The following is a 25179-nucleotide window of genomic DNA, read 5'->3' on the forward strand; positions in this document are numbered from 1 at the left end:
TTATGGGGATTCCTCAGCCCACAGGGAGAGGGAACAAACATCAAAAACTTTATTGCACAGGCGTTGCAACCACGCCGCCCGTCATCGTCTGCTCAACCTGCTGCTTATCCATATTTACCGCGCTCAGCTTCCCATTCACCGTTGGCTTCAGTGGGGCATTCGCCTGCACGCTGCCGCTGGCGGTCATCTGAATATTGCCGTCGCCCGTAATCGGTAACGCAGGCCAGCCCCACTGCTGCAGCACGTTGAGCGGTACGCCGCGCCCGTTCAGGCTCACCGTGGTCTGCCGCTGCGGGAGTTGTGAAACCGTCGCCGTGGCTTCCAGAATACCTTTCTCGGTAAAGGCGCTCAGGTCGCTAATGTTCACCGTGGCGGCGTTGGCATTCAGCGCCAGCGACGGACGGCGCACGTCCACGCGGTTAAAGGTCGCCGCCGCGCCGTTTAATGTTGCGCTGCCGCCCCAGACGCCCCACTGGCGATCTTTCGCCAGCTGCAGGTTTGCGCCGTAGCCGTCCAGGGAGGTGATCTGCCACGGGAAGGCGGGATCGATGTCGATCACCAGGTTGCGGCTCAGGCCAAATTTTTGCAGCGTGACGCTGTTCATCCATTCCGGCAGCGGCTCCATCCACAGCGTTTTCCAGTTTTCAGGAAGGGTGTACTCCAGCCCGGCGATGGCAACATCGTCCAAAACCAGCGCTTTACCGTCGCGCAGCCAGTTGCCGGACGTGCGCACCATACCGCCTTCCCAGCGCGAGGTGAACTGACGCAGCGCTATGCCCTGCGGGGAAAACTCCGCATTCAGGATCGGGTCAAACAGATGCAGCGAGCCGAAGATAAACTCGCTGGCGTTCATGGACAGGCGACCTTCCTGGCTCTGCCAGTCGCCTTTGCTGAGAGTCAGGTTGCGCAGGCTTAAGTCGAGATCGGTCACCGCCCAGTCCGGGCCTTGCAGGCGGGCATCGGTGACCTCCAGACGGCCAATTTGCAGGGAGGGGATGGTAGCCAGCGGCGCGAAGAACGCCTTCAGCGTTTTGTCGCTCTGCAGGCGGATCTCGTTCAGGCGCATGGTGTCGATTATCCAGCTTCCGTCAGCGTTACGCAGGGCGGAGCCGGTGAGCGAGCCACGGGCCATATCGGCACCAATAGTGTTCAGCACCACCTCCTTGCCGTTCAACTGGCCGTCGATTAGCACGTTGGTGGCCGGTACGCCGTTCAGGGTCAGCGAGCCGGCGCTCATCTGAATCTTCGCGTTTTTACCCAGCACGTTCCCGGCTTCTGGCTGCCATGGGCTGACGCCGCCCGTGACCTTCTGTGCGCTCAGATCCCATTCAGTATTCGGGCTGTTAAAGGCCATGTTGTTCAGCTGCAGACGATCGGCCTGGAAGGGCAGCGGTGCTGTTTGAGGCGAGAGATTCAGCGTGCCGTCGAACAGGGTGATAGTGCCCATGTGCAGCGGAGCGGTGATCTGACGGCTGCTCAGGCCAATATCGACTTTTTTGGCAACTAATGTGGCGGGTTTACCGTCCCGCCCAAAGGTGACATTTTCCAGAATGAGGTGGGAAGGCGATGAAAAGCGGTGATTCATCTTGTCGAAACTGAGTTCGTAGTCGGTATTCACCGTAATCCAGCTGCTGACTTGCGCCGCGCCCCAGCGGGTCTGGAGCAAAATATAGAGCGCCAGCAGCACAATAAGCAGGGCTATCAGCAGATAGACGAGTAGCTTTCCAATAAATTTCATGGTCTTCCATCCCGCGAAACGAACATAAGGGAGTTATGCACGATTTATGCGCAATGCTCAAGGCGGGAATGGTGTAATTAGATGTCACGGCAGGCATTGACTGCCTGCCGTGAGGGAGATCAGTTCTTCTCAGGCGGGAAAACGAGGTTCAGCACGATAGCGGTGATACCGCCCGCGGCAATGCCGGAAGAGAGCAGGTTTTTAACCCAGTCCGGCGCAAACTGCAGGATCAGCGGCTGCTGGGAAACACCCAGACCAACGGCCAGCGACAGCGCGATAATCATGATCGCGCGACGGTTCAGCGGCTCGCGGGAGACGATACGCACGCCGGAGGCCGCGATAGTCCCAAACATCACCAGCGTTGCGCCGCCCAGCACCGGCTCAGGAATGTGCTGCACAAAGCCGCTCACCGCCGGGAACAGGCCGAGGACGATCAGCATCAGCGCCACCACGAAACCAACGTAGCGGCTGGCCACGCCGGTCAGCTGGATCACACCGTTGTTCTGGCCGAAGCAGGAGTTCGGGAAGGTGTTGAATACCGCAGAGACAAACGAGTTCAGGCCGTTCGCCAGCACGCCGCCTTTCAGACGCTTCATGTACAGCGGGCCGGAAACCGGCTGCTCAGAGACGTCGGAGGTAGCGGTGATATCACCGATGGTCTCCAGAGAAGTAATCATAAAGACCAGCATCAGCGGCAGGAGCAGACCCCAGTCTATGCCCAGGCCGTAATAAAGCGGCGTTGGGACGGTGATTAGCGCGCTGTTGGTCGGCGCGGTGTTCTCCGGCAGCATCCCCAGCGCCCACGCCAGCAGATAGCCCGCCGCCATGGCGATCACCAGCGAGGCCACGCGCAGGTAAGGGTTACGCTGACGGTTAAGCAAAATAATGATCGCCAGCACCACGCCCGCCAGCAGCAGGTTTTTCGGCGCGCCGAAGGTGTGGTCGCTCATTGCCGCGTAGCCGCCACCGATGGAGGTGAGGCCCACCTGAATCAGCGACAGGCCGATAATCATCACCACCACGCCGGAAACCAGCGGGGTGATCACACGGCGAGCCAGGTGCAGCACGCGGGAGATGACCATCTCTGTGCAGCTTGCCAGCATCAGCGTGCCGAACAGCGCCGCCATCATGGTCGGAACATCCGCACCGCCGGTTTTCAGCGCCGTACCGCCCATGATCAGCGGCGCCACGAAGTTAAAGCTGGTGCCCTGAATCGACAGTAGCCCAGACCCCACCGGGCCCCAGGCTTTAATTTGAATAATGGAGGCCACGCCGGAGGCGAACAGAGACATACTGATAATGTGCTGTGTGTCCTGCGCCGGTAAGCCGAGCGCCTGGCAAATCAGCAGCGCCGGGGTGATCACCGCAACAAACATCGCCAGAAGATGCTGGCAGGCGGCAAAAAGCGTCTGCGGCAGCGGCGGTCGGTCTTCAAGGCGGTAAATCAGTTCGCTATTTTGCTTCTGCGCAATCGGTTGCGCATCTGGCGATTCTATGGTGTTAACGGACATCGGCGGCAATCCCACGGTGGAAAAGCGGGCATTTTATCTGACCACCTGGTAAAAGCAAACGATTGCCAGCAAAAAAAAGGAAGAAAATCTGCCGCTGTGAGCAGGTTTTTTACAACCTATCGGAAAAAAAAATTACACTTTTTGCGCCGGGGGCTCATGACGAGCGCAAACCGGCCCAGGATAACGCCGCGTGTGTATGGAATACGCGCATAACAGGAGCCTTTTATGATTCATCTCGATACGTTGTCGACCCTTGTTGCCGCAACGCTGGTTCTTCTGCTTGGTCGCAAGCTGGTCCACAGCGTTTCCTTTCTGAAAAAATACACTATTCCTGAACCTGTCGCCGGCGGTCTGCTGGTGGCGCTGGCCTTGCTGATACTGAAAAAAAGCATGGGCTGGGAAATTGATTTTGATATGTCCCTGAAAGACCCGCTGATGCTGGCTTTCTTTGCCACTATCGGCCTGAACGCCAACCTGGCGAGCCTGCGCTCGGGCGGTAAGGTGCTCGGCGTATTCCTGATTGTGGTGGTGGGGCTGCTGCTGATGCAGAACGCCATTGGCATCGGTATGGCAACGCTGCTGGGGCTGGATCCGCTGATGGGGCTGCTGGCGGGGTCGATTACCCTTTCGGGCGGTCACGGCACCGGCGCGGCGTGGAGCAAGCTGTTCATCGAACGCTACGGTTTTGAAAACGCGACGGAAGTGGCGATGGCCTGCGCGACCTTTGGCCTGGTACTGGGTGGCCTGATTGGCGGCCCGGTAGCGCGTTATCTGGTGAAGCACTCCACCACGCCGAATGGCAGACCGGACGATGAAATGGTGCCGACCGCGTTTGAAAAACCGGACGTTGGACGCAGCATCACCTCGCTGGTGATGATTGAAACCATCGCGATGATTGCCATCTGCCTGACCGTGGGCAAAGTGGTTGCGCAATGGCTGGCGGGAACGGCGTTTGAATTGCCGACCTTTGTCTGCGTGCTGTTTATCGGGGTGATCCTGAGCAACGGTCTGGCGCTGATGGGCTTCTACCGCGTGTTTGAACGGGCGGTATCGGTGCTCGGCAACGTCTGTCTGTCGCTGTTCCTGGCGATGGCGCTGATGAGCCTGAAGCTGTGGGAGCTGGCCTCGCTGGCGCTGCCGATGGTGGCGATTCTGGCGGTGCAGGCACTGTTTATGGCTCTTTATGCCATGTTCGTGACCTGGCGCATGATGGGGAAAAACTATGATGCGGCGGTGCTGGCGGCTGGTCACTGCGGGTTTGGTCTGGGGGCTACCCCAACGGCTATCGCCAACATGCAGGCGATCACTGAACGGTTCGGGCCATCGCATATGGCGTTTCTGGTGGTCCCGATGGTCGGCGCATTCTTCATTGATATCGTCAACGCGCTGGTGATCAAGCTGTACCTGATGCTGCCGATATTTGCCTGAGATCAGGCGTTGGAATACCGTTCGGTTTCCGGCATCCAGCGCTCAATTAACGCTGCCGCCTGTTCGGGGTAGCGTTCATGAATATGGCGCGCAAGGCGCTGAACTTCCGGGATCATGGCCTGATCGCGCAGTAAATCCGCCACTTTGAATTCAGCATTTCCCGTCTGGCGCGTGCCCAGTAGTTCGCCCGGGCCGCGTATCTCCAGGTCTTTTTGCGCAATCACAAAGCCGTCGTTGCTATCGCGCAGCACCTGCAGTCGCATCTGGGCGGTTTTCGAGAGAGGGGCTTTGTAAAGCAGAACGCAGTGAGATGCTACCGCGCCGCGGCCAACGCGCCCGCGCAGCTGGTGGAGCTGGGCAAGCCCCAGACGTTCCGGGTTTTCGATAATCATCAGGCTGGAGTTGGGTACGTCAACGCCCACTTCAATGACCGTCGTCGCGACCAGCAAATGCAGTTCCCCCTGTTTGAAGGATTGCATCACCGCCTGCTTCTCGGCAGGCTTCATGCGGCCGTGAACCAGGCCAACGTTCAGCTCGGGCAGTGCCAGCTTGAGCTCTTCCCACGTCGCTTCGGCGGCCTGGGCTTCCAGCAGTTCAGACTCTTCTATCAGGGTACAGACCCAGTAGGCCTGGCGCCCTTCATGGGTGCAGGCGTTGCGCACGCGGTCAATGATGTCGCTGCGGCGCGTATCCGGTATGGCGACCGTCGTCACCGGCGTTCGGCCCGGCGGCAGTTCGTCGATGGTAGAGGTATCCAGATCGGCGTAGGCGGTCATCGCCAGGGTACGCGGGATCGGCGTGGCGGTCATGATCAGCTGATGCGGGTGGAAGCCCTGCTGCAGCCCTTTTTCCCACAGCGCCAGACGCTGATGCACGCCGAAGCGGTGCTGCTCGTCGATAATCACCAGCGCGAGGCCGTTAAACTGCACCTGCTCCTGAAAGATAGCGTGTGTGCCGACAATCATCTGCACCTGGCCGCTGGCGATGGCTTCCTGCTGCGCAAGACGCGCTTTGCCTTTTTGCTTTCCGGCGAGCCAGCCCACCTCAATCCCGAGCGGTGCGAACCAGGCGCGGAAATTATTGGCGTGCTGCTCGGCCAGCAGCTCTGTCGGTGCCATCAGGGCGACCTGTTTGCCGTGGGCGATGGCGCGTAACGCGGCCAGGGCGGCAACCAGCGTTTTACCTGAACCTACGTCGCCCTGCACCAGGCGCATCATCGGCACGTCGAGCGCCATGTCGCGCTCAATCTCGGCGGTGACGCGCGCCTGCGCGCCGGTGGGCTTAAAGGGCAGCGAGGCCAGCAGCTTATCTTTGAGCACATCATTCGGGCTTAACGGCTGAGCGTGGAAACGCTGCGCGCCAGCGCGCAGCGCCAGCATGCTCAGGTTATGCGCCAGTAATTCCTCAAGGATAAGACGCCGTTGGGCGGGGTGTTTACCGCTTTCTAAATCGCTGAGCTGCAGCGTTGGCGGCGGGCGGTGCAGGGTGCGCAGCGCCTCGGGCAGGCTCATCATCCCCTGAGCCAGTTCTGGCGGCAGCAGCTCGGTAATGGCGCAGGTATCCAGCAGCTCCAGGGCCTGATCGGTGAGCTTACGCAGCGTCGCCTGCTTAATGCCTTCGGTCGTCGGGTAAACCGGAGTGAGCGTCTCCTGCAGTTCCGGCGTGCTGAGATCGCCCTGCACGCGGTACTCCGGGTGGATCATCTCTGCGCCGTATTTCCCGCGTTTAGCTTCGCCATAGGCCAGCACCCTACGGCCGGTCGCCAGACTGTTCTTCATCGCCGCGCTGAAGTTGAAGAAACGCATGGTGAGGATGCCGGTGCCGTCGCTGATCTGACAGGTCATCATCCGGCGTCCGCCGAAAGAGATGTTGCAGTTCAGGACTTCGCCTTCAACGGTGGCGTAAATGGCGGGAAGCAGATCGCCAATCTTGTAGAGCTGAGTGCGGTCTTCGTAACGCAGGGGGAGGTGAAGCAGGAGATCCTGCACGGTGTGCAGGCCAATTTTTGCCAGCTTATTGCTTTGCGCCGCGCCCACGCCCGTCAGGCTGTTGAGCGGGATAGCATCCAGCAGGCGGCCTTTCATCGGTTACCCGGCGTACTGCATAGTGGCCCACCACTCGGCATCGGCTTCAATTTCGCCCTGCGCGTTGACGTGGGGGTAAGGCAATTTTTTCTGCTTCGCAACGCGTGCCAGCACCGGATAGCCACCTTCAAACAGCAGGCGCTGCTGTTCTTCTTCCGGCAGCATGCTGTTGCTGCGCTCGTACATCCCGGCGTTCTGACGCTGGCGCTGCGCTTCATACAGAATGAGCGCGGATGCCACGGAGACGTTAAGGGACTGGACCATGCCGATCATCGGAATGATGATGTCCCGATCCGCCAGATCCAGCGCTTCCTGGGAGATCCCGGTTTTCTCCTGACCCATCAAAATGCAGGTCGGGCGGGTATAGTCGATCTCGCGGAAATCCACGGCCTTATCGGACAGGTTTGTCGCCAGGATCTGCATCCCGCGTCCTTTCAGATGCGATACGGCATCGCCAATCGTCTGGTGAGATTTGACGGATACCCAGCTGTTACTGCCTGCCGCAGCAGAGACCATGGTTCGCATCCGGTGACCCGGCCAGACGGCGTGCACTTCATGCACGCCGACGGCATCTGCGGTACGGACGATGGCAGAGACGTTATGAGGTTTATGCACCTGCTCCATGCAGACCGTCAGGTCAGGCTGGCGTCTGGCAAGCATTTCGCAGATACGGGCATAACGTTGTGAATTCATAAACCTAGTTTCGGTTTCGGGTGACTTTAATCACGTCCGGCATGACGCGGATCTTGCGCATAATGTTCGCCAGATGCACGCGGTCGCGAGCGGTCAGACGGATAAAGGCGCTATAGACGCGGCCGTCTTTTTCTTCCGTATTCAGGCTCTGAATGTTGGACGAGGCCGTGTTGATGGCTGCCGTCAGGTTCGCCAGGGCACCCTGGTGGTTGAACATATCCACCTTAATTTCGGTGATAAATTCCTGCGCCGTCTCTTTATCCCACTCGACCGCCATAAACTTCTCGGCTTCTTTCTGGTAGCCGCGAATGTTACGACAGGATTCATGGTGGATAACCAGCCCTTTGCCCGGACTGACGTGCGCAATAATCGGGTCCCCAGGGATTGGACGGCAACATTTTGCGAAGGTGATCAGCACCCCGTCCGCGCCTTTGATCGGCAGATGAGCATGGCCGGATGCGCCTGGAGCAGATGGCGTCGCTTCGCCCTGCTGCAGGTTTTTCGCCACCACGACGCTCATCGCGTTACCCAGACCAATTTCCGCCAGCAGATCGTCCAGAGACGTGAGCTTCATACGGTCGAGTTCACGCTGAATATGCTCCGGTGGGATCTCAGCCAGCTTGCGGCTGCCGCCCAACGCGTGGTTGAGCAGGCGACGCCCCAGGCTCACGGAGTCATCGCGCTTGAGGTTTTTCAACAGCTGACGAATTTTGGCGCGCGCTTTGGAACTCACGACAAAGTTCAGCCAGGCCGCGTTCGGACGTGCGCCCGGCGCGGTAATAATTTCGACCGTCTGGCCGCTGGAGAGCGGTTGAGACAGCGGGTAAGGCTGTCTGTCGACGCGCGCGCCCACGCAGGCGTGCCCGATATCGGTATGCACGGCGTAGGCGAAGTCGACCGGCGTTGCGCCCGCAGGCAGTTCGACAATGCGGCCTTCTGGGGTGAAAACGTAAATCTCATCCGGGAAGAGATCGGATTTAACGCTCTCGATAAATTCGAACGAGCTACCCGCACTCTGCTGAAGCTCCAGCAGGCTCTGCATCCAGCGCTGGGCGCGGATTTGCGCGGTGGTGCTGCTTTCGCCACCGTGCTCTTTGTAAGCCCAGTGTGCGGCTACACCCATCTCTGCCATCTGGTCCATGTCTTCGGTGCGGATCTGCACTTCAACAGGCACGCCGTGCGGACCGATCATCGAGGTATGCAAAGATTGATAGCCGTTCGCTTTCGGAATGGCGATGTAATCTTTCATGCGCCCCGGGCGCGGTTTATAGAGGCTGTGCATCTGCCCCAGCACGCGGTAGCAGGTGTCAGAGTCGTGGACGATTACGCGGAACGCGTAGATATCCATGATCGAGTGAAAACGCTGCTCTTTGAGCACCATTTTGCAGTAGATGGAGTAAAGATGTTTTTCGCGACCGCTGACGCGGCACGGGATTCCCGCTTCCTGCAAACGCCCTTCAATTTCAGAGAGGATCTTTTGAATCATCTCTTTACGGTTACCGCGTGCGGCTTTCACCACCTCTTTAATCACGCGATAGCGGTTCGGGTACAACGCTTCAAAGCCCAGCTCTTCCAGCTCGGTTTTGATGTGGTGGATACCTAAACGGTGCGCCAGCGGACTGTAAATTTCGAGGGTTTCACGGGCAATGCGGCGACGTTTATCCGGGCGAAGTGAGCCCAGCGTGCGCATGTTGTGGGTACGGTCAGCGAGTTTGATGAGAATGACGCGGATATCCTGCACCATCGCCATAATCATCTTGCGGAAGTTTTCGGCTTGCGCCTCTTTCTTGTCGCGGAATTTCAGCTTATCAAGCTTAGAGACCCCTTCCACCAGCTCGGCAACGCTTTTGCCAAACAGCTGTTCCATATCCTGGTAGGTGGCAGGGGTATCTTCGATCACGTCGTGCAGCAGGGCGGCCATCAGCGTTTCGTAGTCGAGTTTCATCTCGGCCAGAATACAGGCTACCGCAACTGGGTGGGTGATGTAGGGTTCACCGCTTGAACGTGTCTGGCCCTCGTGAGCGTCACGTGCAACGAGATACGCCTGCTGAAGACGCTTAATCTGGTCTTCAGGCAGGTAGATTTGAATCAGTTGATTCAGGCTTTCAAACAGATACAAGGGCGACCCGCAGGTTTAATTAACGACGACCTTCAGCAATGGCGGTTACGGCCTGCAGTTCTGCGGCTTCCTGCTCTTGCTGCTCCTGGCGCTCACGCACGTCGAGGATCTGGTTGTTGATCAGACCTTCTTCGATTTCGCGAAGTGCAATAACGGTGGTTTTATCGTTTTCTTCCGGTACCAGCGGATCTTTACCGCCCACCTGCATCTGACGAGCGCGACGCGCGGCGACCAGCACCAGGTCAAAACGGTTACCAATTTTCTCTACAGCGTCCTGAACAGTTACGCGTGCCATACTTAAAATGCTCCACAGGTGAAGAAATGACTGGGCATGATACTGAAAGTGGGTTCAGTCTGCCAACAGTTTGGTGATTAATGCGTCATGTCGCTGCTTCTGGCGGCTCATACGCAGTCGTTCTGCGCGAAGAATGGTTTTGAGATCGCTCAGCGCGGCATCAAAATCATCATTCACAATAAGGTAATCATATTCCGCGTAATGGCTCATTTCTGCAACTGCCTGTTCCATACGCTTTGCGATGACTTCTTCACTGTCCTGACCGCGGCCACGCAGGCGGCGATCCAGCTCATCCTTCGACGGCGGTAAAATAAAGATACTGCGCGAGTCAGGCATTTTCTTGCGAATTTGCTGTGCGCCCTGCCAGTCGATGTCGAGGAACACATTCACGCCCGTCGCCAGAACCTGCTCAATGGTTTCACGCGAGGTGCCGTAGTAGTTACCAAACACTTCTGCGTGTTCAAGAAACGCATCTCTGCCGATCATCGCTCTGAACTCGTCGTGATCCACAAAGAAATAGTGTTCACCGTGCACTTCACCCGGACGCGGCGCTCGCGTGGTGTGAGAAACAGAAACCTGTGTGTCGTACAACGGTTGGGTTTTTAACAGTGCCTGAATAAGGCTGGATTTACCCGCGCCGCTAGGGGCAGAAACAATATAAAGCGTGCCTTGAGCCATGAGAGTCTTTTGTATGTGTTAACGAAGAAGTCCTACATACGGGCTTATTATACACGTCGCCGCTGTGTGACGTAGCCTTTGTCACACTTTTTCCCCTGGATTATTGAATTTTGCGTACCGTTTTCAGGTTTTACCTGCGGTTTGCAGCAATAAAAATTAACGCTGGATAGCGCCTCGCAACGTGAAAGGTTGCTATTAGCGTCGTTTCTCACGTCAGGTTATACCTCCTGCATTGCAAAGGAGGGATAGCGATGTGGCGGTGGATAAGCGGGTTAATGCTGTTGTGGTGTGGTTACGGGGCGGCGGTGTGCCCGGTGTGGTCACAGGCAAAAGCCGAAAAAGAGATTGCGTCATTAAGCGCACAAATCAAACGCTGGGATGAGGCTTACTGGAAGCTGGGGGTGAGCGAGGTCAGTGACGAAGTGTATGACCAGCTCAACGGCCGTTTAACCCAGTGGCAGCGCTGTTTCGGCAACGATTTTGCTGATAGCGCCCTTCCTGCGCTGGAGGGAAACGTAAAACATCCTGTTGCCCATACGGGGGTACGTAAAGCAGCCAGCAAAGAAGCGCTGGGTCACTGGATGCACGGCCGGAAAAATCTCTGGATGCAGCCAAAAGTCGATGGCGTGGCGGTGACGCTGGTGTATCGCAACGGAAAGCTAGCGCGGGCCATCAGCCGTGGTAATGGGCTAAAAGGCGAGGACTGGACGGCCCGCGTGCGTTTGATCCCGTCCGTACCCAAGGAGGTATCCGGCGCGCTTGCAAACAGCGTCTTACAGGGGGAGCTTTTCTGGCTACGCGAAAACCACGTCCAGCGGCAGATGGGCGGAATGAATGCTCGCGCAAAAGTGGCGGGCGCGATGATGCGACAAAAGGACAACGCGCTTCTGAGCCAGACAGGAATATTTATCTGGGCCTGGCCGGATGGACCGAAAGGAATGGAAAACAGGCTTTCTGAGCTGTCCAGCGCAGGCTTTTCCCTGACGGCGCGCTATACGTTGCCCGTACAAGCGGTTGATGCTGTTGAAAAACAGCGTTTGGCCTGGCAAAAAACGGCATTGCCCTTTGCCACGGATGGCATAGTGGTTCGGTCTGCGGAGTCACCTACAGGGGAAAGTTGGCTGCCCGGCGAAGGCAACTGGATTATCGCGTGGAAATATTCGCCTGCGGCACAGGTGGCAGAGGTCAGGAATATTCTTTTTTCCGTGGGGCGCACGGGCAAAATTTCTGTCGTGGCGGCACTTGAGCATGTGCAGTTGGACGATAAACGGGTGCAGCGAGTGAGTCTCGGTTCGGTTGGGCGCTGGCAGAGGCTGGATATTGCCCCGGGCGATCAGATCCAGGTCAGCCTGGCAGGGCAGGGTATCCCCCGGTTTGATAAGGTGGTCTGGCGAGGAGCGGACAGACAAAAACCAGAGCCTCCGGCCTCGCGTTATCACTCCCTGAGTTGCTTTTATGCCTCGCCGGAGTGTATGGATCAGTTCTTTGCCCGGCTGACGTGGCTCAGTTCAAAGCAGGTATTCAACATTGAAGGATTAGGTGAGTCAGGCTGGCGCACACTCTGGCAGGCGCATCATTTTGAACATCTCTTTTCGTGGCTGCTATTAACGCAGGAGCAGCTGCAGTCGACGCCGGGATTCTCTGCCGCACGCGGGCTGGCGCTCTGGCATCGCTTTAATCAGGTGCATGAGCAGCCTTTTATCCGCTGGATTATGGCGCTGGGTGTTCCGCTGCCACAGGCCTCGCTGAAGGCGTTGGAAGATGTGTCGTGGCAAAAGATGAGCGAACGCAGTGAAAAGGCCTGGCAGGCCTTGCCGGGTACGGGTGCGGAGACGGCGCGGCAAATCGTTGCCTGGCTGCACGCGCCAGAGATCGATGTGCTGGTCAGGTGGCTTGCTCAGCAGCACATCAATGGGTTCTGAGATCAATGGGCGCTGTGCTTATAGTGAAACACGGGCAATCCGAGCTTCAGACGCAGCGCCAGCATGCGGGCCGTAAAGCCAAACAGCAGCGTTGAGATGACCACCACGTCGTGGTTTGAAACGTAATGCTGCAGGGCAATGTAGAGCACCGCTGCGGCGAAGGAGATGCCGGCATACAGCTCTTTTTGGAAGACCAGAGGAATGCGCTTGCAGAACATATCGCGCAGCACGCCGCCGAAAACGCCCGTCACCACGGCAGCAATGGTGGCGATAACCGGGCCTTCCCCCATATCGAGCGCGATTTGCGCGCCGATGATAGAAAAGACGATCAGCCCCAGCGCGTCAAGCACCAGGAACAGGCGGCGCAGATGGGGCATAACGGGTGCCACTATGGTGGTTAATACGGCAGCCGTTGCGACGATAATCACATACTCAGGATGTTTCACCCAGCCGAGCGGGTAATGGCCAAGCAGGATATCGCGCACGGAACCGCCGCCCAGGGCGGTTGCAGTGGCAATAATGATCACGCCGAAGGTGTCCATCCGGCGACGCCCGGCGGCGAGAGCGCCAGTCATGGCTTCAGCGGTGATACCAATAAGATAAAGAATGTGAAGCAGCATATACCCTCCGGTGTGAACGCGGAAAGGTTAGCGATTTGTGCGCAAGATCACGATTGAGATTTTCTAAGGCGATTGGGTTTCACCTATAAAATTTAATCAATACATGTTGAATATCTTTGATTCTTGGCTGCTGAATTTGAAAAGAGACGGGAATTCGGATTAGAAATAATAATGGATGGCGTCAGCCGACGCCATCCAAAAAGCGATTACTCAATATTCTGGATCTGCTCGCGCATCTGCTCAATCAGAACCTTGAGTTCAATCGCTGAGTTGGTCACTTCAGCGTTGATAGACTTAGACGCCAAAGTGTTCGACTCGCGGTTGAACTCCTGCATCATAAAGTCCAGGCGGCGGCCTACAGCTTCCTTCTTCTTCAGGATGTTATAGGTCTCTTTCACGTGCGCTTCCAGACGATCCAGCTCTTCAGCAACATCGATACGCTGCGCCATCAGCACCAGCTCTTGTTCCAGACGGGTGTTTTCCAGCTGAACTTCCGCTTCTTCCAGCTTGGCGACCAGACGCTCGCGCTGCCATTGCAGCACTTCCGGCATATGGGCGCGAACCTCCGCCACTTCAGCGCTGACGCCTTCAAGGCGCTGCTCAATCATCGCTTTCAGCGCCTGACCTTCGGTTTCGCGGGCAACGATAAAGTCATCCAGCGTGCCGTCGAGGGCTGCCAGAATTTCTGCGGCAATCGCGTCCAGATCCTGCTCGCCGGCGGCCATGACGCCAGGCCAGCGCAGAATATCAACCGGGTTGATTTCGCCTTCATCGCTCTGCATTTTGACCCAGTTCGCCGCATTAACGAGCTGTTTCGCCAGTTTTTCATTGAGGATCAGCTCGCCCTGTGCGCTGGCATCGGGCTCAAAGCGCAGGTTGCATTCCACTTTCCCGCGGGTCAGACGCGTACGGATACGCTCGCGCACTACAGGTTCAAGGCTGCGGAACTGTTCCGGCATACGGAAATATGTTTCCAGATAGCGCTGGTTTACCGAACGCATTTCCCAGGTAGCGCTACCCCAGCTACCCTTGATTTCACGCCGGGCGTAGGCGGTCATACTGCGGATCATAGACATTCCCGTTTTTAAAGGAGAGATGGGGGGATTATAGCTTTCGGGGGCTTCTCAGGATAGGAATAAGCGTCCTTTATCCGTATAATGCGCAGCCACATTCGTTTCAAGCCGGAGAATCCATCATGCGTCCATCAGGTCGTAGCGCCAATCAGGTGCGTCCCGTCACCCTGACCCGTAACTATACAAAACACGCTGAAGGCTCCGTGCTGGTTGAGTTTGGTGACACCAAAGTGCTTTGCACCGCGTCCATCGAAGAAGGTGTTCCGCGCTTTCTGAAAGGTCAGGGCCAGGGCTGGATCACCGCCGAGTACGGCATGCTGCCGCGCGCGACCCATACCCGTAACGCCCGTGAAGCGGCAAAGGGCAAGCAGGGTGGACGTACCATGGAAATCCAGCGCCTGATCGCACGTGCGCTGCGCGCCGCCGTTGATCTGAAAATCCTCGGTGAATTCACTATTACCCTGGACTGCGACGTGATTCAGGCAGATGGCGGCACGCGTACCGCGTCCATTACCGGTGCCTGTGTGGCGCTGGCCGATGCCCTCAACAAGCTGGTTGCAGCCGGTAAGCTGAAAACCAACCCTATGAAAGGGATGGTCGCGGCGGTTTCCGTGGGGATCGTTAACGGTGAAGCGCTTTGCGATCTGGAATATGTTGAAGATTCTGCCGCCGAGACCGACATGAACGTGGTGATGACCGAAGATGGTCGTATCATTGAGGTGCAGGGGACGGCGGAAGGTGAGCCGTTCACCCATGAAGAACTTCTCTCCCTGCTGGCGTTGGCCCGAGGGGGAATCGAATCCATTGTTACGACGCAAAAAGCGGCGTTAGAAAATTGATTTTAAAGGCGACCAATGAGTCGCCTTTTTTTTGCCTGTAAGACAGAAAAAACCAAAGGAGCGAATCCATGAAATCGTATCAGCGCCAGTTTATTGAGTTTGCGATTAATAAACAGGTACTTAAGTTTGGCGAATTTACGCTGAAATCCGGGCGTAAGAGCCCGTATTTCTTCAACGCCGGGCTGTTTAATACTGGGCGCGATCTGGCACTGTTAGGCCGCTTCTATGCCGAAGCGCTGGTGGATTCCGGGATTGATTTCGACCTGCTGTTTGGCCCTGCGTACAAGGGCATTCCGATTGCAACTACCACGGCGGTGGCGCTGGCGGAGCACCATGACCGTGATGTGCCGTACTGCTTTAACCGCAAAGAGGCCAAAACCCACGGTGAAGGCGGCAATCTTGTGGGCAGCGCGCTGCAGGGCCGCGTGATGCTGGTCGACGACGTAATTACCGCAGGCACCGCGATCCGTGAATCTATGGAGATTATCCAGGCCAACGGTGCGACGCTGGCTGGCGTGCTGATTTCTCTTGATCGTCAGGAGCGCGGTCGTGGCGATATCTCTGCTATCCAGGAAGTAGAGCGTGATTACAGCTGCAAAGTGACCTCTATCATCACCCTGAAAGACCTGATTGCGTATCTGGAAGAGAAGCCAGAGATGGCGGATCACCTGGCGGCGGTGCGGGCGTATCGCGAAGAGTTTGGCGTGTAATTGAATTGCCCGGCGGCGCTACGCTTACCGGGCCTGCGGTGCTACTGCAGCTGCGCTGCCACTAACGGCCAGCGGGCGTCAAAATCGTCCGTTGGTCGGTATTTGAATTCGCTGCGCACAAAGCGGGAGAGCATGCCTTCACAAAACGCCAGAATCTGGCTTGCCAGCAATGTCTCATCCGTATTGTATCCTTCGCCTTCACGCATTTTCTTCTCGCGCAGTACCTGGCGCAGCTGCGCTTCAATACGCTCAAAAAGCTGATTGATGCGGCCCTGCAGCCTGTCCTGCTCAAACATCAGCGCGTGGCCGGTCAGGATACGGGTTAAACCCGGATTGCGCTCCCCAAAGCCCAGAATTAACAGCACAATCAGACGAAGACGCGCGGTGGTATCTTTTTCATCTTTCAGAATCAGGTTAATGCGCGTGATCAGACTGTCTTCAATAAACTCGATCAGGCTGTCGAACATTTTTGTTTTGCTGGGGAAATGACGATACAGCGCCGCCTCAGACACGCCCACAGAGGCGGCCAGTTTGGCGGTAGTGATGCGTTGACTGCCATCGCTGGATTCAAGCATCAGAGCCAGAGATTGAAGTATTTCTTCGCGACGATTCCTTTTCGCGGTTTGTTTTTCTGCCATGTTACAAAATACCCCTGAAAATAAGCACTTGCCAGGCTGGCATCCACACAGCGACCGCAAACTGACGTTTGCGGTTTGTTATTGCGTTATGGCGCTGCGAGATACGTGTGTCGGGCGGTTATTTGCGCCCGGAATGGCCGAAGCCGCCTTCGCCACGGTCGGTGACATCAAAATCTGCCACCAGGTTAAATTCTGCCTGTACCACCGGTACAAAAACCATCTGCGCGATACGCTCGCCCGGTTCAATGGTGAAGCTGTCCTGACCACGGTTCCAGACGGACACCATCAGCTGACCCTGGTAGTCGGAGTCGATCAGGCCGACCAGGTTACCCAGCACTACGCCGTGCTTATGGCCCAGACCCGAGCGCGGCAGGATCACTGCCGCCAGAGACGGGTCTGCAATGTGGATCGCCAGGCCAGTCGGGATCAGGGTAGTGGCACCGGCAGCCAGTTCTACGGCGTCATCGAGACAGGCGCGCAGGTCAAGTCCGGCAGAGCCGGAGGTGGCATAGGTTGGCAGCGGGAATTCCTCGCCAACACGCGGGTCCAGAATCTTAACGTCGATTTTTTTCATCATAACGGGTAACGATCTCGTCCAGTAATTGTTGGCCCAGGAGTTCCTTGCGCTCAAGCGGTAAGATTTTATCTCCATCCTGCCAGAAAAGGTGCAGTGCGTTGCTGTCGCTATTAAATCCTTGCGTGGCCAGCGATACGTCGTTCGCGCAAATTAAATCGAGGTTTTTGCGGGTACGTTTTTGCCGGGCATATTCTTCCACATTATTCGTTTCTGCGGCAAATCCAACAACGTAAGGACGATGGCTTTTTAATGCGGCGACACCGGCAACAATGTCCGGGTTTTTCACCATTTTCAGTGTTAATTCATCGCCTTGCTTTTTGATTTTAGACTCGGCGATGGTCTCGGCGCGATAGTCTGCCACGGCCGCACAGCCGATAAAAATCTGCTGGCGTTGCGCATGAGCCTGCACGGCGGCTTCCATCTCCAGCGCGGTGGTAACATTAATACGCTGTACAAAAGGTGGCGTAGGTAACGAGACCGGGCCGCTGACCAGCGTGACGTTAGCACCGCGTTTTGCCGCTGCGGCAGCAATCGCAAAGCCCATTTTGCCGGAGCTGTGGTTGGTGATGTAACGCACCGGGTCCAGCGGCTCGCGCGTCGGGCCCGCGGTAATCATGATGTTGAGATGTTGCAGGTCGTTGACAGGTGAAAAATGGGCGGCGGCCATATCCACAATCGTCAGCGGGTCGAGCATACGTCCCGGGCCAACGTCGCCGCAGGCCTGGCTGCCGCTGTCCGGGCCCCAGACAAGCAGGCCGCGCGAAGCCAGCGTCTCCAGATTATGCTGGGTGGCGGCATTGCGGTACATCTGCTGGTTCATGGCGGGCACAACGGCGACGGGCGCAGGCGTCGCGAGGCAAATGGTCGAAACCAGATCGTTCGCCATACCGGCCGCCACGCGGGCAATTAAATCTGCCGTGGCAGGGGCAAGAATCACCAGATCGGCCCATTTCCCAAGCTCAATATGCCCCATCGCGGCTTCGGCGGCCGGATCGAGCAGGCTGTCAGATACCGGGTATCCTGAAACCGCCTGCAGGCTCAGAGGGGTGATAAAGGCTTTACCGCCTTCGGTTATCGCGACCCGCACGTCCGCCCCGCGCTCGCGCAGACGACGCACCAGCTCCGGCGCTTTATAAGCAGCAATGCCGCCGCTCACGCCAAGAACGATTTTTTTACCGGCCAGGCTCATCATGATTCTTTCCTGTTGGGTTTCACCAGAGAGCGGGCATTTTACCACAATCCCAAATAGGGGGTGATGAAGTCCTTTATGCACTTTGCGAGGCGCTACGCAAGAACGGAACCTCAGCGTCGAGCCCCGGATTTGCCTGTGGCAGCATAATGGCAAACAGAAGGAGGCCGGGCATGGAAGAGACTGAACTGCTGCTACCGCGCGAAAAAATGCTGCGTCATGGCGTCGCGTTATTAAAAGACGAGGAGCTGCTGGCGCTCTTTTTACGTACAGGTACGAAGGGAAAAACGGTATTTACGCTGGCGAAAAATCTGATAGACCATTTTGGTTCACTACATGGTTTGCTGACAGCCGAACTGGAGGCATTTACGCACGTAGAAGGCATTGGCGTCGCGAAGTATGCCCAGTTACGGGGTATTGCTGAACTTGCCCGGCGATTTTATAACGTACAGATGGAGGAGCAAGATCCGATCCTTACCCCTGACATGACCCGCGAATTTTTGCAAAGCCAGCTATCCGGTCTGGAGCGGGAGATCTTTATGGTGATCTTTCTCGACAACAGGAACCGGGTACTGAAGCACAGCCGCCTGTTTTCGGGTACACTGAGCCACGTTGAGGTACATCCGCGTGAAATTGTGCGTGAAGCGATAAAAGTGAATGCAGCGGGGGTGATCCTCGCGCATAATCACCCCTCTGGCTGTGCAGAACCGAGCAGAGCTGACAAAGAAATCACCGAACGCATTATCAAATGCTGTCAATTCATGGACATTCGTGTTCTGGACCATCTGATAATTGGCCGCGGAGAGTACATTTCTTTTGCAGAACATGGCTGGATTTAGGCTATTTCTCGCGATCCATCGGGATCTTTGTCTGTTCGGGACTTGAGCACACCGCCGAGTCAGCGTATACTACGCCACCTTTGAGAATCTCGGGTTTGGCATTTGGGCCTGGCAATCGAGAGTTCACTTAGAACTACGCGATGACCGGGCTGTAAAGCCTGACGAGGCGCCGATACCCCATACGAAGCTCGAGCTAATTTGATTTTTGGAGAATAGACATGTCCCGAGTCTGCCAAGTTACTGGCAAGCGTCCGGTGACCGGTAACAACCGTTCCCACGCACTGAACGCGACTAAACGCCGTTTCCTGCCGAACCTGCACTCTCACCGTTTCTGGGTTGAGAGCGAGAAGCGTTTTGTCACCCTGCGTGTATCTGCTAAAGGTATGCGTGTAATCGATAAGAAAGGCATCGATACAGTTCTGTCTGAACTGCGTGCCCGTGGCGAAAAGTACTAAGTACTTAAAGAGGAAATAAATCATGGCTAAAGGTATTCGCGAGAAAATCAAGCTGGTTTCTTCTGCTGGTACAGGTCACTTCTACACCACCACGAAGAACAAACGTACTAAGCCGGAAAAACTGGAACTGAAAAAATTCGATCCAGTTGTACGCCAGCACGTACTGTACAAAGAAGCTAAAATCAAATAATTTTAGCCTCCTTGTATTGAAAAACCCCGCAACTGCGGGGTTTTTTGCATTCTGCATCTCAACGGAGGAACCATGCCTGAATTACCTGAGGTAGAGACCAGCCGTCGCGGCATTGAGCCCCATCTGGTCGGCGCGACTATTCTTCATGCCGTCGTTCGCAATGGACGACTGCGCTGGCCGGTGTCCGATGAGATCCACGCGTTAAGCGACAAACCCGTCCTTAGCGTGCAGCGCCGCGCGAAATACCTGCTGCTGGAGCTGCCTGACGGCTGGATCATTATCCATCTTGGGATGTCCGGGAGCCTGCGCATCCTGACCGAAGAACTGCCTGCGGAAAAACACGATCACGTTGACCTGGTAATGAGCAACGGCAAAGTGCTCCGCTACACCGATCCGCGGCGCTTTGGCGCGTGGCTGTGGACGAAGGAGCTGGAAGGACACAACGTGCTGGCGCATCTGGGCCCTGAGCCGCTTTCAGACGCGTTTAATGCGGACTACCTGAAAGAGAAGTGCGCGAAGAAAAAGACCCCGATCAAGCCCTGGCTGATGGATAATAAGCTGGTGGTCGGCGTGGGGAATATTTACGCCAGTGAATCGCTGTTCGCGGCCGGGATCCATCCCGATCGGCTGGCCTCGTCGCTGTCCGCGCAGGAGTGTGAGCTGCTGGTTCGGGTCATTAAAGCAGTGCTGCTGCGCTCGATTGAGCAAGGCGGGACCACCCTGAAGGATTTTCTGCAAAGCGACGGTAAACCAGGCTATTTTGCCCAGGAGCTGCAGGTGTATGGCCGTAAGGGCGAGCCATGCAGGGCATGCGGGACGCCGATTATTGCCACGAAGCACGCCCAACGCGCCACGTTCTACTGCCGCCAGTGTCAGAAATAGAACTACTTTAGCTTTTCCATCAGTGCCAGGTGGACGTTATCCGGCAGGAAATGGGTAACGTCCCCGTGATGGCGCGCCACCTCTTTTACCAGCGTGGACGAGATAAACGACCACTCTTTTGACGGCATCAGGAATACGCTTTCCAGCTCCGGCATCAGGTGGCGGTTCATGTGCGCCAGCTGCATCTCATACTCGAAGTCTGCCACCGCGCGCAGGCCACGAATCAGAATATTGGCCTGCTGGGCGCGGGCGAAGTTCGCCATCAGATCGCTGAACCCGACAACTTCAACATTCGGCAGGTGCGAAATGGCGTCGGTGGCAAGTTGCACGCGCTCGTTGAGATCAAACATCGGCTTTTTGCTGGGGCTGGCGGCAATCGCCAGGATCACCTTGTCGAACATGCACGCTGCACGGGTAATGATGTCAAGATGACCGTTAGTGATCGGATCGAAGGTACCCGGATAAATCGCTTTTGTGCTCATGGCTCACGTTTTCTCTGAGTAGCCGCGGCAGAGCGCCCACAGCTCGGTGTATTTGTTGAAAGTATACTGGGCATTCACTACCGCCAGTAACCAGCCCTGCTTACCATCCAGCACACCGCCGCGCAGCAGCAGCGTTTTCAGAAACGCGCCCAGCGTGTGGGTGAAGATTCCTGTCAGCGAGGCCTTCTTGCCGCGCTGGTGGCGTTCCTGCGCCCATGCGGTGGCATAGTTGAGCTGCTTTTGCTGGAAGCTGGCGAAATCACGGCAGGTCAGATGCAGCAAATCACCCGTCAGGGGGATGACCTGGGCGCCGTCGCAGGCCAGTGACTCATGGACAAGGTTGTCGTTGTACTGAAAGCGCCCGCGCTCGTAGAGGCGCATTACGCGATCCGGATACCAGCCGCTGTGGCGCATGAAGCGGCCAAGGAAGTAGTTACGACGCGCGATGCTGTATACGGCGCCAGGCTGGGGTGAGGAAAGCACCGCCTGAATGGCCTGCTGGAGTTCCGGGGTGACGCGCTCGTCGGTGTCGATCATCAGCACATAATCGCCCGTGGCGTGACCCTGCGCGCGCTGGCGCTGAATGCCGAAGCCCTGCCAGTCGGTATCGGTAAAGACTTTTGCGCCCGCAGCCCGGGCGATGTCCACCGTGTTGTCCGTGCTTCCGGAGTCGAGGATAACAATTTCGTCAGCCCAGGCGACGGAGGCCAGGCAGTCCGGAAGCAGGTCGGCGGCGTTTTTGGCGATCATGACGACCGACAGACGCGTAGACATTAGTGGCTCCGCTGAGGCAGATAAGGTTGCAGAAGCTGCAGCAGACGGGTGAGTGCGCCCTGGTTCTGGTGCAGCACTTCGACGGCGTGGCGACCGTACCACAGGCGGTAATCTTCATCCGTCAGAAGGGTCGATACTTCTTTGACGACCGAGTCCGCATCGGTCACGGTAATTAAACCATCGGCCTGCTGCAATTTAGCGCAGATATCTTTGAAGTTAAACGTGTGTGGACCCATCAACACAGGAATGGCGTGGGCTGCCGGCTCGAGCGGGTTATGGCCTCCGCGCTCCACCAGACTGCCGCCAACAAAGGCGAGGTCAGCAATGCCGTAGAGCAGCATCAGTTCGCCCATCGTATCGCCAATCACCACCTGGGTACTGCCGGAAGGGATCTCTCCGCTGCTGCGCAGGGTGAAGCTGAAGCCGCCTTTCTGCACCATTTCGCGGGCATCTTTAAAACGTTCGGGGTGACGAGGCACCAGAATCAGCAGTAGGTCCGGGAAGGTTTCCAGCAGCTTACGGTGCGCCTGCAGGATAATCGCCTCTTCGCCCTCATGAGTACTGGTCGCTATCCAGACCTGGCGACGCGGAGCCCACTGGCGGCGCAGCGTGATGGCGCGGGCGGCCAGTTCAGGGGTAACGGAAATATCGAATTTCAGGCTGCCGGTCACGGCAAGCTGGTTGCGCTTCAGGCCCAGGGAGATAAAGCGCGCCGCGTCTTCTTCGTTCTGCGCGGCAATCAGCGTGATTTTGCTCAGCAGGCGGCGCATAAATTTGCCCAGCTTGCCGTAGCCTTTCGCCGAGCGCTTTGAAAGGCGCGCGTTGGCAATCACCAGCGGAATTTTACGGGCATGCAGAGCGGAAATCATGTTCGGCCACAGCTCGGTTTCCATCACGATAACCAGCTTCGGGCGAACGGTATTCAGGAAACGATTCATAGCGCAGGGCAGATCGTAAGGGAGGTAGACGTGATGAACGTCTTTACCAAACGCGGATAACGCGCGCTCTGAGCCGGTTGGCGTCATGGTAGTGACGGTAATCGGCAGAGACGGGTAGCGGTGGCGCAGAGCGCGAACCAGCGGGATCGCCGCCAGCGTTTCACCGACAGAAACGGAATGCAGCAAAATACCGTCCGGGGCGACTTTATTGCGGCAAAAGCCATAGCGTTCAGCCCAGCGTTTACGATACGCAGGCGCTTTACGGCTACGAAGCAACAGTCTCAGCCACACCAGTGGCTGAATGATATAGAGCAGGGCGGTATACAACAATTCCAAGCGATTATCCGTCTTTTTAGTTTCGGCGGGCAAATTCTAAGCATTTAAGCCAGGTAAAGCTATCTCTTATGCCAGATACCGTTTTAAACGGAAGTAGCGTCGGCCCAGGCGCCAGCGCAAACGCGGGCTTTTGGCACTTTTCCAGATAAGCTTCCAGATCCCGGTGTCGAAGAACTCTTTGATAATCATTGTTTTCTTTGTCTCATCCTTCATGTTGTCGAAGGTATGAATGATCCCCAGCCCCTCTTTGGCGATTTGCCAGTGGCAGGCGGGAATATTTTTCACTTTATCCGGGTAACGCTGGTTAATGGCATCAAGCATCTGCAGGATTTTCATGTAGTGGCGCGCGGAGCGGATCAGCGTGTCGTCATTATCCGGCGTATGCGATACCGAGGCAGAGTGAATGTAGTAGTCATAAAAGCGTTCGCTGGTGTACTGAACGCGCTCTGCGGCAAGCAGCACCTCGGTGGTCCACGGGATATCCTGATGGCGCAGCCCGGGTTCGAAATGGAAACTGTGTTTACGAATAAAATCGTGACGATAGATATTAAGCCAGGTCACGTGCAGGAACTTACGTGAATCCAGCGCCATCTTTAACCATGCCGGGCCCGTCATAATGCCCGTTGAGGCGAGTTTATCCTCGGGGAAGATAGGTCGAGACGGTTTCTTATCATTTTCCCAGACGTAGTTGCCGTTGCAGGTGGCGACATCCAGATCCTGCGTGACGGCCATATCCAGCAGACGCTGGTACATGCCAGGTTTGAAGACGTCATCAATATCCGGGAAAGAGAGATACTGACCGGTTGCAACGGCCAGGCCGGTATTTCGCGCAATGGAAACGCCCTGGTTTTGCTGTTCAATCACCTGCATCTGCGGCAGTTTTTCACGCCAGCTTTCGACGATCTGCATCGAGCGGTCAGTTGAGCCATCATTGACAATAATGACTTCCATGCTGTCGATGCGTTGATTCACAAGGCAGGTAAAGAACTGATCCAGAAAAGCTTCGCCGTTATAAACGGCAACCACCACGCTTAACAATGGCGCTGAATTTTGCATAAGAAACCTGATTATTTTTGATTGTCGACCAAAGCAATGTACTGCTGGCAAATGGCATTGATACCGAACGACGCAATCGTTGCATCGCCAACGACCGGCGGGGCGGTATAAATATCTACCAGGGTTTTTGCCAGTGACGCGTCATTTAGCTCTGCCAGCCCGCGCGCTAAGGCGCCGGTGAGGATTTCTGCGGGGCCACCCGGACAATTGGTACTGACCGGTGGCGTCTGGCAGATAATGGATTCCACCAGCACATTACCAAAACCTTCGCAGTCAGAACTTAACACTAAGAGGCGTGCCCCTTTAATCCAGGGGTAGGGATTGGAGTCGAAGGGACGGAAAACCGTCTTGTCTTCAATACCCAGGTCGCGGGCAAGCTGTTTGAGCTTTTGAATTTTGGCTTCGGAACCATTGCCCATCATGACAAGCGTAGTGTCGAGCTGACTCTGTGCGAACGCGCGTAAAAGACGGTCGTGGCGTTTGTGTTCATGGAAGCGGCCGACATGGATGATGTAATCCTTCCCTTGCATCTCGAAGGGGGCATCCGCCAGACGCTGAATTTCAGGGATATCAAAAGGATTGTGGATAACCGCTTTACGCCGGAGTTTCAGAGCCAGGGTCTCGGAAAGGTCTTTCAGCACGGCGCCTGAGACGGCGACAACGTTGCGGTTTTCGTAGGTATGACGAATTTTAAGATGCTTAAACCAGCGCGACAGCCCGCTGCGATGGCGAAGATAGGAGAAAGAGAACATGCCATGCACGCAGAACCAGACTTTTTCACGCTCCAGCGCGCGGCAGTGCGCCACAATGCGGTCAGTTTTGTGCAGATGAGAGAACACAACGTCAAATTTTCCGCTGCGCTCAGCCCGCTCAATTGCCTGATCCAGCAGGCGGGCTCGGCGTGGGATCTCCGTCAGCTTGCGCCACGGTTTTTTGCAGGTATCCTGGACCACCTGATAATCAATGCCTTCCGGGATGGCGTAATCACACACTTTCCGCAGAGAGAAAAGGGAGACCTGATGCCCCATTTCCGTTAATCCGCTGGAAAGTGTAAGAACTGTTTTTTCAGCTCCCCCACCGGGTAAACCATCAATAATCATTAGGATGCGCATT

General features: G+C 56.4%; 25 protein-coding genes. 8 read left to right on the forward strand and 17 right to left on the reverse strand.

The window, feature by feature from the left end; translation table 11 throughout:
* Nucleotides 1–49 precede the first annotated feature (49 nt).
* Both IM273_RS07665 and xanP read right to left on the reverse strand, forming a co-directional pair.
* On the reverse strand, nucleotides 50–1738 hold the full coding sequence (locus tag IM273_RS07665) for an AsmA family protein (protein WP_193051568.1): 1689 nt from the start codon (nucleotides 1736–1738) through the stop codon (nucleotides 50–52).
* 119 nt (nucleotides 1739–1857) lie between these two features.
* Nucleotides 1858–3249, reverse strand: a complete 1392-nt coding sequence (gene xanP, locus IM273_RS07670) for a xanthine/proton symporter XanP (RefSeq protein WP_014881972.1) — start codon at nucleotides 3247–3249, stop codon at nucleotides 1858–1860.
* A gap of 225 nt (nucleotides 3250–3474) precedes the next feature.
* Here xanP and gltS point away from each other — a divergent pair, with 225 nt between their 5' ends.
* Nucleotides 3475–4677, forward strand: coding sequence for a sodium/glutamate symporter (gene gltS, locus IM273_RS07675; RefSeq protein ID WP_047366905.1), 1203 nt, complete (start codon nucleotides 3475–3477; stop codon nucleotides 4675–4677).
* A 2-nt stretch (nucleotides 4678–4679) separates the two neighbouring features.
* Here gltS and recG read toward each other — a convergent pair whose 3' ends face one another.
* The 5 genes from recG to gmk are packed head-to-tail and all read right to left on the reverse strand — an operon-like array spanning nucleotide 4680 to nucleotide 10546.
* Entirely contained in the window at nucleotides 4680–6761 is a 2082-nt protein-coding gene (gene recG / locus IM273_RS07680) for an ATP-dependent DNA helicase RecG (protein ID WP_063437255.1), read from the reverse strand.
* A 3-nt stretch (nucleotides 6762–6764) separates the two neighbouring features.
* On the reverse strand, nucleotides 6765–7454 hold the full coding sequence (trmH, locus tag IM273_RS07685) for a tRNA (guanosine(18)-2'-O)-methyltransferase TrmH (RefSeq protein ID WP_028015010.1): 690 nt from the start codon (nucleotides 7452–7454) through the stop codon (nucleotides 6765–6767).
* Nucleotides 7455–7458: 4 nt separating this feature from the next.
* Nucleotides 7459–9573: a bifunctional GTP diphosphokinase/guanosine-3',5'-bis pyrophosphate 3'-pyrophosphohydrolase gene (gene spoT / locus IM273_RS07690; RefSeq protein WP_045630233.1), complete on the reverse strand. Its 2115-nt coding sequence runs from the start codon at nucleotides 9571–9573 to the stop codon at nucleotides 7459–7461.
* Between the two features lie 19 nt (nucleotides 9574–9592).
* Nucleotides 9593–9868 carry a DNA-directed RNA polymerase subunit omega gene (gene rpoZ, locus IM273_RS07695; RefSeq protein WP_000135058.1) on the reverse strand — a complete coding sequence of 92 codons (276 nt, stop codon included), beginning with the start codon at nucleotides 9866–9868 and terminating at the stop codon, nucleotides 9593–9595.
* 54 nt (nucleotides 9869–9922) lie between these two features.
* Nucleotides 9923–10546: a guanylate kinase gene (gene gmk / locus IM273_RS07700; RefSeq protein ID WP_010426438.1), complete on the reverse strand. Its 624-nt coding sequence runs from the start codon at nucleotides 10544–10546 to the stop codon at nucleotides 9923–9925.
* A 251-nt stretch (nucleotides 10547–10797) separates the two neighbouring features.
* Between gmk and ligB the strand changes: the two genes are divergently transcribed.
* On the forward strand, nucleotides 10798–12468 hold the full coding sequence (ligB, locus tag IM273_RS07705) for an NAD-dependent DNA ligase LigB (RefSeq protein ID WP_193051569.1): 1671 nt from the start codon (nucleotides 10798–10800) through the stop codon (nucleotides 12466–12468).
* Between the two features lie 2 nt (nucleotides 12469–12470).
* Here ligB and IM273_RS07710 read toward each other — a convergent pair whose 3' ends face one another.
* The gene (locus IM273_RS07710) at nucleotides 12471–13088 is read right to left on the reverse strand and encodes a trimeric intracellular cation channel family protein (RefSeq protein WP_023334014.1); all 618 of its coding nucleotides are present in this window, start codon (nucleotides 13086–13088) and stop codon (nucleotides 12471–12473) included.
* 206 nt (nucleotides 13089–13294) lie between these two features.
* Nucleotides 13295–14158, reverse strand: coding sequence for a YicC/YloC family endoribonuclease (locus IM273_RS07715; protein ID WP_193051570.1), 864 nt, complete (start codon nucleotides 14156–14158; stop codon nucleotides 13295–13297).
* A gap of 125 nt (nucleotides 14159–14283) precedes the next feature.
* On the opposite strand from IM273_RS07715, the gene rph reads away from it, so the two are divergent.
* Entirely contained in the window at nucleotides 14284–15000 is a 717-nt protein-coding gene (rph, locus tag IM273_RS07720) for a ribonuclease PH (protein WP_010426431.1), read from the forward strand.
* A 68-nt stretch (nucleotides 15001–15068) separates the two neighbouring features.
* A complete protein-coding gene (pyrE, locus tag IM273_RS07725; protein ID WP_041911672.1) occupies nucleotides 15069–15710 on the forward strand; it encodes an orotate phosphoribosyltransferase in 642 nt (213 codons plus the stop codon).
* Nucleotides 15711–15751: 41 nt separating this feature from the next.
* Here pyrE and slmA read toward each other — a convergent pair whose 3' ends face one another.
* The 3 genes from slmA to coaBC form a co-directional block, all read right to left on the reverse strand.
* The gene (slmA, locus tag IM273_RS07730; RefSeq protein WP_028015015.1) at nucleotides 15752–16348 is read right to left on the reverse strand and encodes a nucleoid occlusion factor SlmA; all 597 of its coding nucleotides are present in this window, start codon (nucleotides 16346–16348) and stop codon (nucleotides 15752–15754) included.
* A gap of 118 nt (nucleotides 16349–16466) precedes the next feature.
* Nucleotides 16467–16925 (reverse strand): dUTP diphosphatase, encoded by a 459-nt coding sequence (gene dut, locus IM273_RS07735; RefSeq protein ID WP_193051571.1) that lies wholly within the window; start codon nucleotides 16923–16925, stop codon nucleotides 16467–16469.
* Nucleotides 16903–18114, reverse strand: a complete 1212-nt coding sequence (gene coaBC / locus IM273_RS07740; protein ID WP_028015016.1) for a bifunctional phosphopantothenoylcysteine decarboxylase/phosphopantothenate--cysteine ligase CoaBC — start codon at nucleotides 18112–18114, stop codon at nucleotides 16903–16905. The genes dut and coaBC overlap by 23 nt, the downstream gene beginning before the upstream one ends.
* Nucleotides 18115–18287: 173 nt before the next feature.
* Here coaBC and radC point away from each other — a divergent pair, with 173 nt between their 5' ends.
* The 4 genes from radC to mutM all read left to right on the forward strand — a co-directional run bounded on the left by radC (nucleotide 18288) and on the right by mutM (nucleotide 20480).
* Nucleotides 18288–18953 carry a DNA repair protein RadC gene (gene radC, locus IM273_RS07745; RefSeq protein WP_028015017.1) on the forward strand — a complete coding sequence of 222 codons (666 nt, stop codon included), beginning with the start codon at nucleotides 18288–18290 and terminating at the stop codon, nucleotides 18951–18953.
* Nucleotides 18954–19171: 218 nt separating this feature from the next.
* On the forward strand, nucleotides 19172–19408 hold the full coding sequence (rpmB, locus tag IM273_RS07750) for a 50S ribosomal protein L28 (protein WP_002436699.1): 237 nt from the start codon (nucleotides 19172–19174) through the stop codon (nucleotides 19406–19408).
* Nucleotides 19409–19430: 22 nt separating this feature from the next.
* Nucleotides 19431–19598 (forward strand): 50S ribosomal protein L33, encoded by a 168-nt coding sequence (gene rpmG, locus IM273_RS07755; RefSeq protein WP_003024094.1) that lies wholly within the window; start codon nucleotides 19431–19433, stop codon nucleotides 19596–19598.
* Nucleotides 19599–19670: 72 nt separating this feature from the next.
* Complete coding sequence (mutM, locus tag IM273_RS07760) at nucleotides 19671–20480, forward strand: bifunctional DNA-formamidopyrimidine glycosylase/DNA-(apurinic or apyrimidinic site) lyase (protein ID WP_028015018.1); 810 nt, start codon at nucleotides 19671–19673, stop codon at nucleotides 20478–20480.
* 2 nt (nucleotides 20481–20482) lie between these two features.
* Here mutM and coaD read toward each other — a convergent pair whose 3' ends face one another.
* From coaD to IM273_RS07785, 5 genes are all read right to left on the reverse strand, one after another.
* Entirely contained in the window at nucleotides 20483–20962 is a 480-nt protein-coding gene (coaD, locus tag IM273_RS07765; RefSeq protein ID WP_045260067.1) for a pantetheine-phosphate adenylyltransferase, read from the reverse strand.
* A 3-nt stretch (nucleotides 20963–20965) separates the two neighbouring features.
* Entirely contained in the window at nucleotides 20966–21736 is a 771-nt protein-coding gene (locus tag IM273_RS07770) for a glycosyltransferase family 2 protein (protein WP_126818392.1), read from the reverse strand.
* Complete coding sequence (gene waaA, locus IM273_RS07775; protein ID WP_193051572.1) at nucleotides 21736–23010, reverse strand: lipid IV(A) 3-deoxy-D-manno-octulosonic acid transferase; 1275 nt, start codon at nucleotides 23008–23010, stop codon at nucleotides 21736–21738. The genes IM273_RS07770 and waaA overlap by 1 nt, the downstream gene beginning before the upstream one ends.
* 66 nt (nucleotides 23011–23076) lie before the next feature.
* Nucleotides 23077–24066, reverse strand: coding sequence for a glycosyltransferase (locus IM273_RS07780; RefSeq protein ID WP_193051573.1), 990 nt, complete (start codon nucleotides 24064–24066; stop codon nucleotides 23077–23079).
* A gap of 11 nt (nucleotides 24067–24077) precedes the next feature.
* Nucleotides 24078–25178, reverse strand: a complete 1101-nt coding sequence (locus IM273_RS07785) for a glycosyltransferase (RefSeq protein WP_041911667.1) — start codon at nucleotides 25176–25178, stop codon at nucleotides 24078–24080.
* Nucleotide 25179: the final 1 nt, after the last annotated feature.

It is taken from the genome of Enterobacter cloacae complex sp. P13B, from assembly GCF_014895915.1.
Classification (GTDB): Bacteria; Pseudomonadota; Gammaproteobacteria; order Enterobacterales; family Enterobacteriaceae; genus Enterobacter; species Enterobacter bugandensis.